Source organism: Saccharopolyspora antimicrobica (assembly GCF_003635025.1).
Taxonomy (GTDB): Bacteria; Actinomycetota; Actinomycetes; order Mycobacteriales; family Pseudonocardiaceae; genus Saccharopolyspora; species Saccharopolyspora antimicrobica.
This window is the reverse complement of the sequence record NZ_RBXX01000002.1, coordinates 3,885,609-3,902,172: the sequence shown is the minus strand read 5'-3', so window position 1 is coordinate 3,902,172 and position 16,564 is coordinate 3,885,609. Positions and strand designations below refer to the sequence as shown.

The 16,564-nt window shown below is 72.3% G+C and carries 16 protein-coding genes; 6 read left to right on the top strand and 10 right to left on the bottom strand.

What is annotated here, in order from left to right; all coding sequences use genetic code 11:
- Positions 1 to 48: 48 nt before the first annotated feature.
- The 5 genes from hutI to hutH form a co-directional block, all read right to left on the bottom strand.
- Positions 49 to 1,209 (bottom strand): imidazolonepropionase, encoded by a 1,161-nt coding sequence (hutI, locus tag ATL45_RS19010; RefSeq protein WP_093157895.1) that lies wholly within the window; start codon positions 1,207 to 1,209, stop codon positions 49 to 51.
- Positions 1,210 to 1,211: 2 nt separating this feature from the next.
- The gene (locus ATL45_RS19005) at positions 1,212 to 2,534 is read right to left on the bottom strand and encodes a formimidoylglutamate deiminase (RefSeq protein WP_093157897.1); all 1,323 of its coding nucleotides are present in this window, start codon (positions 2,532 to 2,534) and stop codon (positions 1,212 to 1,214) included.
- 193 nt (positions 2,535 to 2,727) lie between these two features.
- Positions 2,728 to 3,912: an allantoate amidohydrolase gene (locus ATL45_RS19000; protein WP_439332460.1), complete on the bottom strand. Its 1,185-nt coding sequence runs from the start codon at positions 3,910 to 3,912 to the stop codon at positions 2,728 to 2,730.
- Between the two features lie 183 nt (positions 3,913 to 4,095).
- On the bottom strand, positions 4,096 to 5,745 hold the full coding sequence (hutU, locus tag ATL45_RS18995) for a urocanate hydratase (protein WP_093157900.1): 1,650 nt from the start codon (positions 5,743 to 5,745) through the stop codon (positions 4,096 to 4,098).
- 14 nt (positions 5,746 to 5,759) lie between these two features.
- Positions 5,760 to 7,292: a histidine ammonia-lyase gene (gene hutH / locus ATL45_RS18990; RefSeq protein WP_093157902.1), complete on the bottom strand. Its 1,533-nt coding sequence runs from the start codon at positions 7,290 to 7,292 to the stop codon at positions 5,760 to 5,762.
- 95 nt (positions 7,293 to 7,387) lie between these two features.
- Here hutH and ATL45_RS18985 point away from each other — a divergent pair, with 95 nt between their 5' ends.
- Positions 7,388 to 8,164, top strand: a complete 777-nt coding sequence (locus tag ATL45_RS18985) for an IclR family transcriptional regulator (protein WP_093157903.1) — start codon at positions 7,388 to 7,390, stop codon at positions 8,162 to 8,164.
- Between the two features lie 156 nt (positions 8,165 to 8,320).
- Here the strand turns inward: ATL45_RS18985 and ATL45_RS18980 are convergent, their stop codons facing one another.
- From ATL45_RS18980 to ATL45_RS18965, 4 genes are read right to left on the bottom strand one after another with little or no spacing between them, the layout of a single operon-like run.
- Positions 8,321 to 9,199 (bottom strand): ABC transporter substrate-binding protein, encoded by an 879-nt coding sequence (locus ATL45_RS18980; RefSeq protein ID WP_093157905.1) that lies wholly within the window; start codon positions 9,197 to 9,199, stop codon positions 8,321 to 8,323.
- The gene (locus ATL45_RS18975; RefSeq protein ID WP_093157978.1) at positions 9,199 to 9,879 is read right to left on the bottom strand and encodes an ABC transporter permease; all 681 of its coding nucleotides are present in this window, start codon (positions 9,877 to 9,879) and stop codon (positions 9,199 to 9,201) included. The genes ATL45_RS18980 and ATL45_RS18975 overlap by 1 nt, the downstream gene beginning before the upstream one ends.
- Positions 9,876 to 10,532: an ABC transporter permease gene (locus tag ATL45_RS18970; RefSeq protein WP_093157906.1), complete on the bottom strand. Its 657-nt coding sequence runs from the start codon at positions 10,530 to 10,532 to the stop codon at positions 9,876 to 9,878. The genes ATL45_RS18975 and ATL45_RS18970 overlap by 4 nt, the downstream gene beginning before the upstream one ends.
- A complete protein-coding gene (locus ATL45_RS18965; RefSeq protein ID WP_093157908.1) occupies positions 10,529 to 11,620 on the bottom strand; it encodes an ABC transporter ATP-binding protein in 1,092 nt (363 codons plus the stop codon). Before ATL45_RS18965 ends, ATL45_RS18970 begins: the two co-directional genes overlap by 4 nt.
- 364 nt (positions 11,621 to 11,984) lie before the next feature.
- Here ATL45_RS18965 and ATL45_RS18960 point away from each other — a divergent pair, with 364 nt between their 5' ends.
- Positions 11,985 to 13,508 (top strand): bis-aminopropyl spermidine synthase family protein, encoded by a 1,524-nt coding sequence (locus ATL45_RS18960; RefSeq protein WP_093157909.1) that lies wholly within the window; start codon positions 11,985 to 11,987, stop codon positions 13,506 to 13,508.
- Positions 13,509 to 13,585: 77 nt separating this feature from the next.
- On the opposite strand, the gene ATL45_RS40035 is transcribed toward ATL45_RS18960, so the two are convergent.
- Positions 13,586 to 13,714 (bottom strand): hypothetical protein, encoded by a 129-nt coding sequence (locus tag ATL45_RS40035; RefSeq protein ID WP_256258574.1) that lies wholly within the window; start codon positions 13,712 to 13,714, stop codon positions 13,586 to 13,588.
- A 133-nt stretch (positions 13,715 to 13,847) separates the two neighbouring features.
- Here ATL45_RS40035 and ATL45_RS18955 point away from each other — a divergent pair, with 133 nt between their 5' ends.
- From ATL45_RS18955 to ATL45_RS18940, 4 genes are all read left to right on the top strand, one after another.
- Positions 13,848 to 13,964 carry a lasso RiPP family leader peptide-containing protein gene (locus ATL45_RS18955; protein ID WP_121505364.1) on the top strand — a complete coding sequence of 39 codons (117 nt, stop codon included), beginning with the start codon at positions 13,848 to 13,850 and terminating at the stop codon, positions 13,962 to 13,964.
- 190 nt (positions 13,965 to 14,154) lie between these two features.
- Entirely contained in the window at positions 14,155 to 15,870 is a 1,716-nt protein-coding gene (locus tag ATL45_RS18950) for an asparagine synthase-related protein (RefSeq protein ID WP_246025429.1), read from the top strand.
- Positions 15,867 to 16,130, top strand: a complete 264-nt coding sequence (locus tag ATL45_RS18945) for a lasso peptide biosynthesis PqqD family chaperone (protein WP_093157911.1) — start codon at positions 15,867 to 15,869, stop codon at positions 16,128 to 16,130. Before ATL45_RS18950 ends, ATL45_RS18945 begins: the two co-directional genes overlap by 4 nt.
- Positions 16,127 to 16,561: a lasso peptide biosynthesis B2 protein gene (locus ATL45_RS18940; RefSeq protein ID WP_093157913.1), complete on the top strand. Its 435-nt coding sequence runs from the start codon at positions 16,127 to 16,129 to the stop codon at positions 16,559 to 16,561. The genes ATL45_RS18945 and ATL45_RS18940 overlap by 4 nt, the downstream gene beginning before the upstream one ends.
- Positions 16,562 to 16,564 lie beyond the last annotated feature (3 nt).

The following is a 16,564-nucleotide window of genomic DNA, read 5'->3' as shown; positions in this document are numbered from 1 at the left end:
GATCGGCCGTGCGAGCATGGGAACCTTTCTGTCACCCACCAGCTCTGATCAGCGGATTCGCCGCCCCTTGCGCCAGACGGCGTGGGTGAGCGGCACGCCGGGGCGGTAGGCGAGCCAGGTCGTGCTCGGCGCGTCCAGGACGTGCACGTCCGCGCGGGCGCCTTCGCGCAGCACGCCGACCGCGCCTTCGCCGGAGTCGCGGCGCAGCGCTTTCGCGCCACCCAGGGTCGCCGCGCGGACTGCTTCTTCCACGGTCATCCGCATCTGCAGGACCGCCGTGGTCACGCAGTAGGCCATGGAGGAGGTGTAGGACGAGCCCGGGTTGCAGTTGGAGGCCAGGGCCACCGTCGCGCCCGCTTCGAGCAGCGCTCGGGCGTCCGGCAGCGGTTGGCGGGTCGACAGGTCGCACGCGGGCAGCAACGTCGCGACCGTCTCCGAACCCGCCAGCGCGTCCACATCGGACTCGCTGAGGTAGGTGCAGTGGTCCACGCTCGCCGCGCCGAGCTCGACGGCCAGCTGCACACCCGGTCCCTGCCGGAGCTGGTTGCCGTGGACGCGCAGCCCCAGGCCGCGCGCCTTGGCCGCCTCCAGCACCCGCCGGGACTGCTCGGCGTCGAACGCGCCGTGCTCGCAGAAGACGTCGCACCAGCCCACGTGCGGGGCCACCGCGTCGAGCATCTCCCCGCACACCAGGTCCACGTAGCTGTCCGCGTCGGTGCCCGGCGGCACCAGGTGCGCGCCGAGGAAGGTCACCTCGTCGGCTTCGGCGGCGGCCAGTTTCGCCGAGCGCAGTTCGTCGGCCACCGTCAGGCCGTAGCCGGTCTTGGTCTCCGCGCAGGTGGTGCCCTGGGCCGCGGCTTCGTCGAGGTGGGCGCGCAGGTTCGCGGCCAGCTCCTCGTCGGTGGCCGCGCGGGTGGCGTCCACGGTCACCGCGATGCCGCCCGCCTGGTAGGGCCGGCCCGCCATGCGGGCGGCGAACTCCGCGGTGCGGTCCCCGGCGAAGATCAGGTGGGTGTGGCTGTCGACCCAGCCGGGCAGGACGGCGCGGCCCGCCACGTCGATCCGCTCGTCGGCGTCGGGCGCGTTCGCCGCCGTGCCCACCCAGGCGACGCGGTCGCCGTCCAGGACCAGGGCGGCGTCGGCGAGCGTGCCGAGCGCGTCGTCGTTGGTGGTCAGCTCACCGATTCCGGTAATAACAGTGGTTGCCATCGCTAGCTGATCCTCGCTCCTAGTACTCGCAGGTCGGCGATCGCGTCGCGCAGCTCCCGAGCGGTGTCGACGGCGCGGTGCGCCCGGTCGTGCACGATGCGCTCCCCGTCGGCGATCACTTCTCGCACGTCATCGGCCCGCGCGACCGCCGGGACGGCTTCGGGTGCGGCACCGGCCAGGCGCGTCGAGCCGAGGTCGATCGCGACGAAGTCGGCGCGGGCTCCCACTTCCAGCCGACCGGCGTCGGTCCAGCCGAGGGAGCGGTGGCCGGCTTCGGCGGCCGCGTCGAGCAGGTCCCCGGCGGCGAAGTGGCCGCGGGTCTCGGTGGCCAGCCGCTGGTAGGACTCGATCGCCTGGACCTCGGCGAACGGGTCGATCACCGAGTGCCCGTCGCTGCCGATCGACAGCGGGCTCCCGGCGACCCGCAGCTGCGGGGCCGGGCCGATGCCGTCGGCCAGATCGGCTTCGGTGGTCAGGCACAGGCACACCCCGGTGCCGCTGCCGCCGAGCAGCGCCACGTCACCCGCGCTCAGGTGGGTGGCGTGCACGGCGGTGGTGTCCGGGCCGAGCGCGCCGTGGGACTCCAGCAGCTGCGTCGGCGTGCAGCCGTGCGCGGCCAGGCACGCTTCGTTCTCCGCGCGCTGCTCGGAGAGGTGGACGTGCAACGGCCTGCCGTGCGCCCAGCCGGCGACTTCCGGGATCGCCGCGTCCGGCACCGCACGCACCGAGTGCACCGCGGCGCCGAGGCGAATCCGTTCGTCCACTGTGAACTCGTCCACTCGGGACACCCAGCTCGCCGCGTCCCCGTCGGAGAACCGGAGCTGCACGCCTTCGAGATCACGGCCGAAACCGCCTGCCAGATAACAGGTATCCAGCAGCGTCAGCCGGATTCCCACGTCCCGCGCGGCCTGCGCCAGCGCTTCGCCCATCGCGTTCGCCTCGGCGTAGCGGGTGCCGCCCGCGGCGTGGTGCAGGTAGTGGAACTCTCCGACGCAGGTGATCCCGGCCAGCGCCATCTCCGCGTACACCCCGCGCGCGAGCCGGTAGTAGCTGTCCGGCTCCAGCGCCGCCGCGACCTGGTACATCTGCTCGCGCCAGGTCCAGAAGGTGCCGCGTGCGCCGGTGTGCCAGCCGCGCAGCGCCCGGTGAAAGGCGTGCGAGTGGGCGTTGGCGAGCCCCGGCAGCACCATTCCCGGCAGCTGCACGGCACCTCCCGCCGGGACGTCGACGGCCACCGCGGTGATCCGGCCGTGCTCCACCTCGAACCGCACACCCGGCTGCGGGCCCTGCGGCAGCCAGGCCCATTCGCACCAGTACGTCGTCATCACTCACCCACCAGACTCTCTCTTGGTCCGCAGCCGCGACGCCTACGACCACGAACGTCATCAGCTGCCGCGAGCACGCAACCCGCACTCGCATCTGGCTCTCAGACGCTTCCTGGCGAGAGCCCGTTCGCCGTGTACGAACGGGATCAGCCAGGGGACATCTGAGGTTCCGCTACCCGAACCGAGTCAGGAATCAATGGTCCAGGTGTTCCAGGACGCGCGCGAGCGCATGCGCACCTTCGGTGCAGTCGTCGTCCTCGGCGTGCTCCTCCGGGGCGTGGCTGATGCCGGTCGGGTTGCGCACGAACAGCATCGCGGTCGGGACCTCGGCGGCGAGGACGCCCGCGTCGTGCCCGGCACCCGTGGCCAGCACCGGTGCGCCGTCCAGCAGTCCGCTGAGCTGGTCGCGGAAGGCCGGGTCGAAGTGCACCGTGTCGCCGTAGGACTCCTCGACGACCTCCACCTCGCAGCCCTCGGCGGCGGCGAGTTCCCGCGCCGCACCGGTCAGGTCCGCCACCATCGAGCGGGTGCCGGCGTCCTGCGGCGACCGCGCGTCCAACCACACGTCCACAGTGGAGGCGATCACGTTGGTCCCGCCCGGTGTCGGCACCAGCCTGCCCACCGTCGCCCGGCCGTCGGCGACCGATCCGGCTGCCCGGCGGGCGGCCACCACCAGCTCCGCGGCGGGCAGCATCGGGTCGCGCCGGTCGGCCAGCAGGGTGGCGCCCGCGTGGTTGCCCTGGCCGCTGAACCGGAAGCGCCACCTGCCGTGCGACAGGATCGAGGAGGCCACCGCGATCGGCCGGTCCAGGTCGATCAGCCCGCGCCCCTGCTCCACGTGCAGCTCGACGAACTGCCCGATGCGCCGCAGCGCTTCCTCGTCGCGCCCCACCCTGGACGGGTCGGCGCCCGCGGCGCTCATCGCCTCGGCGAAGGTCACGCCGCTCGGATCGCGCAGCGCGCGGGCCCGGTCGGCGTCGATGGTCCCGGCCAGCAGCCGCGAACCGAGGCACGGAACGCCGAACCGGCCGCCTTCCTCCTCCGCGAACACCACCACCGCCAGCGGTCGCCGCGGCCGGAAACCCTTCTCCTGCAACAGGTCCACGGCGCTCAGCGCGCTGACCACGCCCAGCGGCCCGTCGAAGGCACCGCCACCGGGCACCGAGTCCAGGTGGCTGCCGGTCACGACCGCGTCGTCGCCGGGTTCGCCCCACCACGCCCAGATGTTGGCGTTGCGGTCGGTGGTGACCTGCAGGCCCCGCAGCTCGGCCTGCTCGACGAACCACTCGCGCAGCTGCCGCTCGGCGTCGTCGAAGACGTGCCGCGAGAACCCGCCCCGCCGCCGGTCCGCACCGACCCCGTCAATCGCCGCCAACAACGCACCAGGTGAAACCACCTCGACCCCTTCCTGAACGCGGTCCCCCGGTTCCCGACCGGCCCGGGGCAGAACTCCTGTCGAACCCGGCGAAGGCCGGTGTCGTGCGCGATTTCGCGTGAAACCGCCGAAGCGGCCCCGCGGAGACGGGCGAGACCGCCACATCCCCGCCGGGGCCGCACCGCATCACACCAGCGGCGTGCGGACGCCGCGTTCCGCCGCGACCTCCTCCGCGCGCGGGTAACCCGCGTCGACGTGGCGGATCACGCCCATGCCCGGGTCGTTGGTCAGCACCCGCGCCAGCTTGCGCCCAGCGAGCTCGGTGCCGTCGGCGACGGTGACCTGACCGGCGTGCAGCGAACGCCCCATGCCGACGCCGCCGCCGTGGTGCAGCGACACCCACGTCGCGCCGGAAGCCGTGTTGACCAGCGCGTTCAGCAGCGGCCAGTCGGCGACCGCGTCCGAGCCGTCGGCCATCGCCTCGGTCTCCCGGTACGGCGAGGCCACCGAGCCGCAGTCCAGGTGGTCGCGGCCCAGCACCAGCGGCGCCTTGAGCTCGCCGGAGGCCACCATCTCGTTGAACCGCTCCCCGGCCGCCGCGCGCTCGCCGTAGCCGAGCCAGCAGATCCGCGCCGGCAGGCCCTGGAACGACACCCGCTCCCCGGCCATCCGGATCCACCGGGACAGGTGCTCGTCCTCGCCGAACAGCTCCAGGATCGCCCGGTCGGTCGCCGCGATGTCGGCCGGATCGCCGGACAGCGCCGCCCACCGGAACGGGCCCTTGCCCTCGCAGAACAGCGGCCGGATGTAGGCGGGCACGAAGCCCGGGTAGGCGAACGCCCGCTCGTAGCCGGCGAGCTGCGCCTCACCGCGCAGCGAGTTGCCGTAGTCGAACACCTCCGCGCCCGCGTCGAGGAAGCCGACCATCGCCTCCACGTGCTTGGCCATCGACTCGCGCGCCCGCTCGGTGAACTCCTCGGGCTTGGCCGCGGCGTAGTCGGCCCAGTCCTCCAGCGCCACGCCCAGCGGCAGGTAGGACAGCGGGTCGTGCGCGGAGGTCTGGTCGGTGACGATGTCCACCGGCACGCCGCGGCGCAGGATCTCCGGCAGCACCTCGGCCGCGTTGCCGATCACCGCGACCGAGTACGCGCGCCGCTGTTCCTTCGCCGCAACGGCCTTGGCGATCGCGTCGTCGAGGTCCGCGGCCACCTCGTCCAGGTAGTTGTGCCGGACGCGGCGGTGCGCCCGCTCCGGGTCGCACTCCACGACCAGCGCCACGCCGTCGTTCATGGTCACCGCCAGCGGCTGCGCGCCGCCCATGCCGCCGAGCCCGGCGGTGAGCGTCAGGGTGCCCGCCAGGGTGCCGCCGAAGCGCTTGGCGGCCACCGCGCCGAACGTCTCGTAGGTGCCCTGCAGGATGCCCTGCGTGCCGATGTAGATCCACGAGCCTGCGGTCATCTGCCCGTACATCATCAGGCCGAGCGCGTCGAGGCGGCGGAACTCGGTCCAGTTCGCCCAGTCGCCGACCAGGTTGGAGTTGGCGATCAGCACCCGCGGCGCCCACTCGTGGGTCTGCAGCACGCCGACCGGCTTGCCGGACTGCACCAGCAGCGTCTCGTCCTCGCGCAGGTCGGTCAGCTCGCGCACCATCGCGTCGAAGGACGCCCAGTTGCGGGCCGCCTTGCCGGTGCCGCCGTAGACGACCAGGTCATCGGGCCGCTCGGCGACCTCCGGATCGAGGTTGTTCTGCAGCATCCGCAGCGGCGCTTCGGTGCTCCAGCTGCGCGCGGTCAGCGTCGTGCCGCGCGCAGCGCGCACGGGTCGGGCCTGGCTCATGACAACCCTCCGGGTCATAGGAACTCGGCGACGGTGTCGCGCACCGCGCCGGAGCGGATCAGTTCTTCGGCCGCGGTGATCTCCGGCGCGATGTGCCGGTCGGAGCCCGGGCCGGGCACGCGGGTGCGCAGCAGGTCCCGCACCGCGGCCGTGGCCGGGCCGGGCTCCAGCGGGGCGCGCAGGTCGAGGGCGCGGGCGGCGGTGAGCAGCTCGACGGCCAGCACGCTGACCATCGCGTCGATGCCGCGGCGGAGCTTGCGGGCCGCCGACCAGCCCATCGACACGTGGTCCTCCTGCATCGCGCTGGTCGGGATCGAGTCCACCGAGGCGGGCACCGCGAGGCGCTTGAGCTCGGAGACCAGGCCGGCCTGGGTGTAGTGCGCGATCATGTGCCCGGAGTCCACGCCCGGGTCGTCGGCCAGGAACGCGGGCAGCCCGTGCGAGCGGGCCACGTCGAGCATCCGGTCGGTGCGGCGCTCGGCCATGCTGGCCACGTCCGCCAGCGGGATGGCCAGGAAGTCCAGCACGTAGGCCAGCGGGGCGCCGTGGAAGTTGCCGTTGGACTCCACGCGCCCGTCGTCGAGCACCACCGGGTTGTCGATGGCCGCGGCCAGCTCGCAGTCGGCGACCGCCTCGGCGTGGGCGACGGTGTCGCGCGCCGCGCCGTGCACCTGCGGGGAGCAGCGCAGCGAGTACGCGTCCTGCACGCGCGTGCAGTTCGGGCCGCGGTGGCTGGCCACGATCGGCGATCCGGCCAGCAGCGCGGAGATCCGCGCCGCCGACACCGCCTGCCCCGGGTGCGGGCGCAGCCGCTGCAGATCGGCGGCGAAGACCCGGTCGGTGCCCAGCAGCGCCTCGACGCTCATCGCCGCGGTCACGTCCGCCACGTCCAGCAGGGCCTTGATGTCGTGCGCCGCGAGCACCAGCATGCCGAGCATGCCGTCGGTGCCGTTGGTCAGCGCCAGGCCTTCCTTCTCCACCAGCGTCACCGGCTCGATCCCGGCCGCGGCCAGCGCCTCGGCGGCCGGGCGCCGGACGCCCTCGGCGTCGAAGACCTCGCCCTCACCGGTGAGCGCCAGCGCCACCGCGGCCAGCGGCGCGAGGTCGCCGGAGCAGCCCAGCGAGCCGAACTCGTGCACCACCGGCACGATGCCGGCGTTGATCATCGAGGTCAGCGCGTGCGCGGTCGCCGGGCGGACCCCGGTGCGACCGGTGGCGACGGTGTGCAGGCGCAGCAGCATCTGCGCGCGCACCACCTCCGGTTCCACCGCCGGGCCGGTGCCCGCGGCGTGCGAGCGCACGAAGGCCTGCTGGAGCGCTGCGCGCCGGTCCGCCGGGATGTGCCGGACGGCCAGCGCGCCGAACCCGGTGGAGACCCCGTATACCGGGCGCTGTTCGGCGGCCAGCGCCTCGACGTGCTTGCGGGTGGTGGCGATGCCCTGCTCGGCGAGCTGGGTCAGCACCACCCGGGCCCCACCGCGGGCGACCGAGATGACCTGGTCGCGGCCGAGCGGTTCCGGGCCGAGGTTCAGCGCGTTGTCTTCCATGCCTCCATACCAGCGCCCGGAGGCGTTTCGCAGAAGCCCGGATAGAGTGACAATGTCTGGGATCCCAGACAGCCCGACGCGTTCGAGGAGGTGCCGTGAGCAGCAGCGACGTGCCCGCGCTGCGGCGGGGCCTGGCCGTCCTGCGGCTGCTGGCGGGGCGGGCCGGGCCGGTGTCGGCCGGCGTCATCGCCCGCGACCTGGAGCTGCCGCGATCCACCACCTACCACCTGCTGGCCGAGCTGGTGGCGGCCGGATTCGTCACCCACCTGCCCGAGGAGCGCCGCTACGGCCTGGGCATGGCGGCCTTCGAGCTCGGCTCCGCCTACCTCCGCCACGACCCGCTGGAGCGGCTGGCCGGGCCGCTGCTGCGCCGCCTGGTCGACGAGGTCGGCGCCACCGCGCACCTGGGCGTCCTGCACGGCGGCGAATCGCTGTACCTGATCAAGGAGCGCCCGTCGCAGCCGCAGACGCTGGTGACCGACGTGGGCGTGCGCCTGCCCGCCCAGCTGACCGCGTCCGGCCGCGCGATGCTGGCGCACCTGCCCGCGGCGCAGGTGCGCGCGCTGCTGCCCTCCAACGAGCGCTTCGTCCGCCGCACCGACCGCGGGCCCCGCAACCTCCCCGAGCTGCGCCGCCTGCTCGCCGCCGAGCTGCGTCTCGGCTGGACCGTCGAGGACGGCTTCGTCACGGCGGGTTTCGCCTCGGTGGCGAGCCCGGTGTTCGACCACGGCGGCCGCCCGATCGCGGCGATCAGCGTGACCTTCCGCCACCTCTGCGAAGGCCCGTGCGCCGAGACCTGGCCCGACCTGGCAGCCCAGGTCCACCGCACGGCGGCCGAACTCACCACCCGCATCAGCGGCCGCACCACCTGACGGCATCACCACCACCGTTCACGTAGCGGTGAACCTCCGCGATTTCAATTGAAATCGCGGAGGTTCACCACCACTCGTTCGGTATCACCAGCGATGACCCCCGGAAACGCCCGAAGGGCGCCTCCACGTGGTGGGGGCGCCCTTCGGGGCTCGGGGTTACAGGCCCGCGGTGGCGATGAACTCCTTGGCCAGGTCCGCCGGGTTGGCCTTGTCCACTTCCAGGCGGCGGTTCAGGTCCGTCAGCTTCTCGGTGGTCAGCGCCTGCGACACCTTGTCCAGCGCCGCAGCCTGGTCCGGGGTCAGCTTTCCCTTGTGCACCAGGGGGACCACGTTCTGCGCCGGGAACATGTTCTTCGGGTCTTCCAGCTTCACCAGGTTCTTCTCCACGATCTGCGAGGACGTGGTGAACAGGTTCGCCACCTGGATCTGCCCGTCGGTCAGCGCGTTCACCGTGATGGTGCCCGCCTCGACCGGGCGGATCTCCTTGAACTTGCAGCCGTAGTCCTCGGCGATCTTGGCCTCCCAGCGCGACTTCCACTCCGCCGGAGCGCCCAGCACCAGCTCACCGCAGCGCGGCCCGAGGTCGGCCATCGAGCGCAGCCCGCCGTCCGCGGTGGCGGCGGTGACGGTCAGCACGTCGGAGTCCTCCGCCGGGGACTGCGCCAGCAGCTCCATCTCGCCGGGCACGGTCTTCGCGAGCTGGTCGTAGACCTGCTGCGACTCGGTCGCGGTGGCCTGCGGGTCCAGGTACGCCAGCAGGTTCCCGGTGTAGTCGGGCACCACCGAGAGCTCCCCGTTGCGCACCGCGTTCACGTAGAACTCGCGGGCGCCGATGCGTGGTTTGGTCTGCACGTCGGCGCCGGTGGTCTTCAGCGCCTCCGCGTAGATGTGCATCAGCAGCTCGCTCTCGGCGAAGTCCGCCGAGCCGACCACCAGCGTCCCGCCCTGGTTCCCGCTGGCCGCCAACGGGTCCTGCGATCCGCAGCCGGTCAGCAGCAGCGCCGCCGCGGCAGCGCACACCAGCAACCGCTTCATCAGTCCTTACCTCCTCGTCGGGCGGCCAGCTGCAGACCGCGCGGCACCAGCAGCCGGGTCGCACCGGCCAGCACCAGGTCGAGCAGCACCGCAAGGACCGCGATCACGATCGCGGCCGAAGCCATCTGTGCGTAGTCACTGATCTTCAAGCCGTCCAGCAGGATCCGCCCCAGCCCGCCGAGCCCGACGTAGGCGGCGACGGCCGCGGTGGCCACCACCTGCAGCATCGCGCTGCGCACCCCGCCGAGCACCAGCGGCAGCGCGGTCGGCAGCTCCACCTGCCACAGCCGCTGCGCGGCGGTCATGCCCATGCCGCGAGCGGCGTCCACCGCGTCGGCCGGAGCGCTGCGGATCCCGGCGTAGGTGCCGGACAGGATGGACGGGATCGCCAGGATCACCAGTCCGGCCAGCGCGGGCAGCTCACCGAGCCCGAAGCCCAGCACCAGCAGCGTCACCAGGCCCAGGGTGGGCAGCGCGCGCATCGCGTTGCCGACGCCGACCACCAGCACCGCACCCCGCCCGGTGTGTCCGATGTAGACGCCCAGCGGGACGGCCACCAGCGAGGCCGCCGCCACCGACACCACGCAGTAGTAGAGGTGCAGCAGCGTTTGCGCCAGGATCCCGCCCGGCCCGGTCCAGTGCGCCGGGTCGGCCAGCCAGGCGATCAGCTCGCCGATCACGCCGCGCTCACCCCCGCTCGCGCCCACGGCGTGGCCAGCCGCCACAGCAGCACCAGCAGCAGGTCCACCACCAGCGCCAGCAGCAGCGTCAGCACGATGCCGATGACGATCTGCTCCGGGTAGTCGCGCTGGAATCCGTCGGTGAACAGCCTGCCCAGCCCACCGATGCCGACCAGCGCGCCGACGCTGACCATGCTGATGTTGCTGACCGAGGCCACCCGCACGGCGGCGGCCAGCACCGGCACCGACAGCGGCAGCTCCACGGTGAGGAACCGCCGGGCGGGCCGGTAGCCCAGCGCGGTGGCGGCGGCGACGACGTGCACCGGCACCGAGTCGAGCGCGTCCTTGACCGGGCCGACCAGCAGCGCCGCGGTGTAGAGCGTCAGCGCGATGACCACGTTGACCGACGACAGCAGCGGCGTGCCCAGCAGCCCGGGGATGATCACGAACAGCGCCAGCGACGGGATCGTGTAGACGACGTTCGCGGTGCCCTGCAACGCGCCGCGCAGCCAGCGCACCCGCTGCGCCAGCCGTCCCAGCGGCAGCGCCAGCAGCACGCCGAGCAGCAGCGGCAGCAGGGCCAAGTAGATGTGCTCGGTGAGCTGTTCGAGCACCAGCTCGCGGTTGCTCGGGCTGCCGAAGTAATCGATCACGGCAGCCCCTCGGGGCGGCGGTGCCGTTCGATCACGCCGAGCACGTGCTCGGCGGTGACCACGCCGACGTACCCGCCGTCGCCGTCGACCACCACGCCCAGTCCGGTCGGCGCCGACAGCGCGGCGTCCAGCGCACCGCGCAGCGGAGCGCCCCGCGAGTACAGGGAACCTCCTGCCACGAGCCGCTCTTCGCTCAGCGGACCGTCCACTTCGGTCTCCGGCGGCAGCCAGCCGCGCGGTCGGCCCGCGTCGTCGAGCGCCAGCCGCCACTGCTGCTGCCGGTCCACCCGGCTGCCGAGCTCGACGGTGTCCACCGGCTGCGGGCTCAGGCTGTCGGAGTCCACGAAGGACAGTCGGCGGTAGCCGCGGTCGCGGCCGACGAAGGCGGTCACGAAGTCGTCGGCCGGTTCGGCCAGCAGGTCGTCGGGCTCGGCGTACTGGGCGAGGTGGCCGCCCTGCCGCAGCACCGCGACCTTCTCCCCGAGCTTGATGGCCTCGTCGATGTCGTGGGTGACGAACAGGACCGTCTTGTCCAGCTCGTCCTGCAACCGCAGCAGCTCGTCCTGCAGACCCTCGCGCACCACCGGGTCGACGGCACTGAACGGCTCGTCCATCAGCAGCACCGGCGGGTCGGCGGCAAGCGCCCTGGCCACCCCGACGCGCTGCTGCTGACCACCGGAGAGCTGCGCCGGGTAGCGCTTGGCCAGCTCCGGCTGCAACCCGACCAGTTCCAGCAGCTCACCGGCGCGCTGCCGGGCCTCCTGCTTGCTGCGGCCGTGCAGCAGCGGCACGGTCGCGATGTTGTCCAGCACGGTGCGGTGCGGGAACAGCCCCGCCTGCTGGATCACGTAGCCGATGCCGCGGCGCAGCTCCGCCGGGTCGCGCTCGCGCACGTCGGTGCCACCGACGAGCACCTTGCCCGACGACGGCTCGATCATCCGGTTCACCATCCGCATCAACGTGGTCTTCCCGCAACCGGAAGGACCCACCAGCACGGTGATGGTGCCTGCCCGCACCGACAGGCTGAGCTCGTGGACGGCGACGGTGCCGTTCTGGTACTCCTTGCGCACGGCCTGGAACTCGATCAAGCGAGCCCCCTCACGTTTCGGTCCGTTCCGTAAGCAGCGTGAGCCGCTTGCTCTTCTCGGTGAGCAGGCTCGCCACTCGCACCGCCGCGGGTTCTCAGCGTTCGTCTGGCGAGGACAGCCCCGACGCCGCGTATTGGACATACATAAGGAGGGGATCCCGCAGTCCAGGCGGGCGCTGAGGTTCCGCCACCCGCACCGCCCAGCAAAACGACCACTGGCAACACCCCCTAGTCGCGGTCCCCCTCAAACCCGGCCGACCCTAGCTCGATCGGACGCATCCTGCGATCGCCGATACCTACGCGTGATCTTGTTCCGCCTGGTGGGAGCGCAGGCCCGGAGCGGGCCACGTAAGCTGATTCACCCCATGACTGCTCCGCATGCCACTCCAGGTCCTACCGACGCCGTGCAGGCACTGCTCACCGACGCCGGTGTGCTCGCGCGCCGCCTGCGCGAGGTCCTCGCGCAGCTCACGGGCGATCCCGTCGAGCTCGACGAGCTGATCCGCCGCACCGCGGTGACGCGGCGGACCGTCGAGGACGTGCTCGCCGCGATCGGCCCCGACCTGGAGACCACCGGCAGCGCCCACCGGCTCGCCCCGCAGGCCCGCGACCGCTACCGGGAGCGCTTCGCGCTGGACGAGCTGGGCGCGGCACCCGCGGCGGCCGGGCAGCTGGCGCTGATGCGCGAGTTCATCGAGAGCGGGCCGAAGCCCGCAGCCGCGCTCGACCACGTCACCGCCACCCCGGAAACCGCGCTGCGCCGCGCGGAATGGCTGCGCGACAACTACGACCTGAGCGGGGCCAACGTGCTCTGCCTCGGCGACCACGACCTGACCTCGCTGGCGCTGGGCCTGGTGGCGCCGTCGGTGTCGGTGACCGTCGTGGACGTCGACGAGCGGATCCTGCAGCACATCGACGCGGTGTCGGCCGAGCGCGGTTTCGGCGTCCGCACGTTGCACGCCGACCTGCGCTTCGGGTTGCCGCCGGTGCTGGAGGGCTGGGCCGACCTGGTGTTCACCGACCCGCCCTACACCCCGGAGGGCATCGGCCTGTTCGCCACCCGCGCCGCCGAATGCCTGGCCGGGCCGCAGAGCAGGCTGCTCGTCGCCTACGGCTACAGCCCGCGGACGCCCGCGCTGGGGCACAAGGTGCAGCAGGAGCTGCTGCGGCTGGGCATGGTGTTCGAGGCGATCCTGCCGCAGTTCCACCGCTACTTCGGTGCGCAGGCCATCGGCAGCGCCAGCGACCTGTACGTGTGCCAGCCGACCGCGCACACCCGCAAGCTCGCGCTGCGCCAGGCGCCCGGCATCTACACGCACGGCCCGCAGTCCGTGGAGGCGCGGGAAGCCGCTGCACCGCCGGAATTCCTCGCCGCGATCGGCGAACGCCTGGGCAGCCCGGTCACCACGCTGCACGATCCCGGCTGGACGCGGCCGGCCCGGCGGCAGCCGTCGGTGTACGACCTGCGCGCGGACCCGGGGCCGTGGCTGCTGCGCATGCTGCTGGCCGCCAACGCCGACCGGGTCGGGTTCGTGGTCGGCAACAACCACCCGGACATCACCAGCGAACGCGCCCAGCGCGCGCTGTCCGAACTGGTCGCGGCGAAGTACCGGCTGCGCTTCCACCGCAGCACGCCGGACGCCAAGCACGCCGTCGTGGTGGCCGAGCTGGTGGAACCGGACTCGGCGGCCGGGTACCTGCTGCAGCGGGCGCACGGCAAGCTCGGCAACGTCTGGCGCGAAGGCCTGATCGCGCACGTCGACCCGGAGCTCACCAAGCGCGCGGCCAAGGAGCGCATCGCCGCGCTCGCCCCGGTGCTGGACGACCTGGACCTGCGCCTGATCGACCTGCCCCGGCACCGCATCGAAGCACTCCTGCCGCACCTCTGAGCGGCCGCCGCGGGCGGTGCGGCCACGCCCGCACCGCACGCGGAAACAATTCCATCTTCAACGGAGGCGCAATTGTTTCATCGCGCCAACCACTTTCTCCCGGCATATTCCACAAAGCGGTCGACCGATCCGAACAGACCGCCCACCCGCGCGGCGAAATTCGAATAAACATTCATGAAACGATCCCCATGAATGCGCTGCTCCATCGGTGGACATTCTTCCCGGGAATGTTGTCCATTTTGGTCGAGGCCAATTAATGTGATGGCTGCACGACGTCGTGCAGCGCTGCGCACAAACAACGCTCCATTCGACTCTCGTACCCGGGAAGGAGGTGCGCACATGTACTCCAAGCCGAAGCTGCAGAAGCTCGGGGCGTTCGAGCGGCTGACGATGCACAGCCGGCCGTCCAGGAAGGACAAGGCCCATCGCCGGCGTCCGCGCCACGTCCTGCTCTGACCGCAGGTGAACACCGCAGTGGCGCGAGTCGACTCGCAAGAACGCCCGCGCCACTGCGGTGCCATCCATCCGAACCGGGGAGACAGCTTCACCGATGAAATCGAGTCATTCACGTGAATGGCTGGTCGCACTTCCCGACCATCCAGCCGCCGCCGCGGCGGTCGCCGCTCTCGACCCGATAACACAGCGGGTGAATCATCCTTCGGGCAGGCCGTGGCTCGTCGGGGAATGGGAATCGACCGATCTCCGGACCGAATCGGCGGGCCGGACGTCGATCGCCATTCTCGGACCGGCTTCGGTCACTCCGCAGCGGCTGTCGCGAATAGCGGAGCGGACAACGGATGCCGTCGCGCTGGACGAACTGTCGTTCGCCGGTTGCTTCCACCTGATCGCTTCGGTCGACGGCGTGGTCCGGATCCAGGGCAGCCTGTCCGGGCTGCGCCGCGTCGTGCACGCCGAAATAGGCGGAGTCACCGTCGCGGCGACCCGCGCGGACGTGCTGGCCGCGCTGTCGAACGCCGAGCTCGACAGGCGGCGGCTGGTGCTGCGCTTCCTGCTCTCCGAGATTCCGCTGCACACCATGAACGCGCCGCTGTGGCAGGACGTGCACGCCGTCGACGAGGATTCCTGCCTGCTCCTCACCCCGGACGGGCGCGCTCGATCCCGGCGCCGGTGGCAGCCGCCGCCGGACGACCAGCCACTGCACAAGGCCGCCGAGGCGCTCCGCACGGCGCTCGTCGATTCGGTCCGGACCCGGGTGACCTCCGGGCCGACCGTGACCGCGGACCTGTCCGGCGGCCTGGACTCGACGACGCTGTGCTTCCTCGCCGCCCGGGACGGGCGGCCGCTGACCGCGCTGACCAAGCTCGCCGCCGACGTCGGTGACGACGACCCGCAGTGGGCGGACCTGGCCGCCGAGCACCTCCCCGGCCTGCGGCGGATCACCATCCCCTTCACCGACATCCCGGCGCACTACAGCGACGTGCTCGAACCGCTGCCGCCGACCGAGGAGCCGTTTCCCGGGGTGGAGGACCGCCCGATGTACCGCGCGATGGCGGCCCGCCTCGCCGCGGCAGGATCGCAGATGCACCTCACCGGCGACGGCGGCGACGAAACCCTGATGGGTGGCGCCACCGGCGTCTTCGAGCTGCTGCGCCGCAGTCCTCTGGCCGGGTTGCGGTACCTGCGGGCCTACCGCGCGCTGGAGCACTGGCGGTGGCGCGACATCGCCATGTACGCGCGCGAGCGGCGCGAGGCCTACCCCGAGTGGCTGGCCCGGCGCGCCCGCAGCATCATCGCCTCGCCGCTGGACGACGAGGGCGCCTCGAACCTCGTGCAACTGCCGCCGTGGGCCACGCCGGAGGCGGTCGGGCTCGCCCGGGAGCTGCTGCTGGAAGAAGCAGAGCGCACGCAGCAGCGCGGGCACAACTGGACCGCCCACCACACCGTCCTGGGAGTCCAGCTGTGCGCGAGCCTGGTGCGCGCGGCCAGCCCGCTCTACGCCGCCGAAGGCATCCGCCTGAACTCCCCGTACCTGGACGACGCCGTGCTGCACGCGTGCATGACCGCTCGCGCGCACGAACGCCGCACGCCGTGGGCGTACAAGCCGCTGCTGGTGGCCGCGATGCGCGGGATCGTGCCGGATCGGTGCCTGGCGCGGTCGACCAAGGCCGAAGGGTCCAATGTGGAGCACGCCGGTCTGCGCACCAACGCGGAGAAGTTGGTGGCGTTGTGCGAGGATTCGCGGCTCGGCCGGCTCGGGCTGATCGATCCCCGGGTGCTGCGGGAGATCTGCAGCGGTTTCCAGATGCGGATGTTCACCCCGTACGCCATCTCCACCACCGCCAGCACCGAACGGTGGCTACGCGATCAGGAGCAGCTCGTCACCACGGAGGCCAAGCCATGACGATCCGGCTGCGCGACCACGTGTCGCTGACCGACGCCGAGGACGGCAGCGGCGTGCTGCTGGACGAAAGATCCGGCCAGTACTGGCATTTGAACGAGAGCGGCCTCCGCACGCTGCGGATGAGTCTGGACGGCGCGACGGAGCCGGCCATCGCGCGCGCTCTGCTCCCGGAGGCGGACGGGGACCAGGAGCAGGCCGTGAGCGATGTCCGCGCCGTCATCGAGGAACTCCTGCGGGCGGGCCTGGTGGTGCGGCGATGAGCACGCCGGAAACGCTGTTCGCGGCGGACCGGCCGCCGCTGCGCACCCGGGTGGCCGCGCGGGTCGCGGTGGCGATCGCCCTGCCGATGGCGCACCTGTCCCCGCGGCGGATCCGGCACGTCCTGGCCTTCGCCCGGCGCGGCGCACCGCCTGCCACCTACGCCCAGGCCAGCGCCGCGAGATCCGCTGTCATCGCGGTCAGCACGACCTGCGCCGGCAAGGGATGCCTGCCCCGCTCGATCGCCACCGCGCTGCTGTGCCGGGTGCGCGGTTGCTGGCCGACGTGGAAGGTCGGCGTGCGCGCCGCCCCGTTCGGGGCCCACGCCTGGGTCGAAGCAGCGGGCTGCGCCGTCGACGAGGGCGAGCAGGCGCAAGCCTTCCTGCCCCTGATGGCAGTGGAACCAATCACCGACGAAACGAGGAAGTTCTAAGTG

Excerpts from the sequence above, each read along its gene's own strand:
- hutI (WP_093157895.1), bottom strand. The coding sequence starts at position 1,209 with ATGGCAACCACTGTTATTACCGGAATCGGTGAGCTGACCACCAACGAC.
- ATL45_RS18955 (WP_121505364.1), top strand. The coding sequence starts at position 13,848 with ATGTACTCCAAGCCGAAGCTGCAGAAGCTCGGGGCGTTCGAGCGGCTG.
- ATL45_RS18940 (WP_093157913.1), top strand. The coding sequence starts at position 16,127 with ATGAGCACGCCGGAAACGCTGTTCGCGGCGGACCGGCCGCCGCTGCGC.
- ATL45_RS40035 (WP_256258574.1), bottom strand. The coding sequence starts at position 13,714 with ATGGAGCAGCGCATTCATGGGGATCGTTTCATGAATGTTTATTCGAAT.
- ATL45_RS18980 (WP_093157905.1), bottom strand. The coding sequence starts at position 9,199 with ATGAAGCGGTTGCTGGTGTGCGCTGCCGCGGCGGCGCTGCTGCTGACC.
- ATL45_RS18945 (WP_093157911.1), top strand. The coding sequence starts at position 15,867 with ATGACGATCCGGCTGCGCGACCACGTGTCGCTGACCGACGCCGAGGAC.
- hutU (WP_093157900.1), bottom strand. The coding sequence starts at position 5,745 with ATGAGCCAGGCCCGACCCGTGCGCGCTGCGCGCGGCACGACGCTGACC.
- hutH (WP_093157902.1), bottom strand. The coding sequence starts at position 7,292 with ATGGAAGACAACGCGCTGAACCTCGGCCCGGAACCGCTCGGCCGCGAC.
- ATL45_RS18960 (WP_093157909.1), top strand. The coding sequence starts at position 11,985 with ATGACTGCTCCGCATGCCACTCCAGGTCCTACCGACGCCGTGCAGGCA.
- ATL45_RS19005 (WP_093157897.1), bottom strand. The coding sequence starts at position 2,534 with ATGACGACGTACTGGTGCGAATGGGCCTGGCTGCCGCAGGGCCCGCAG.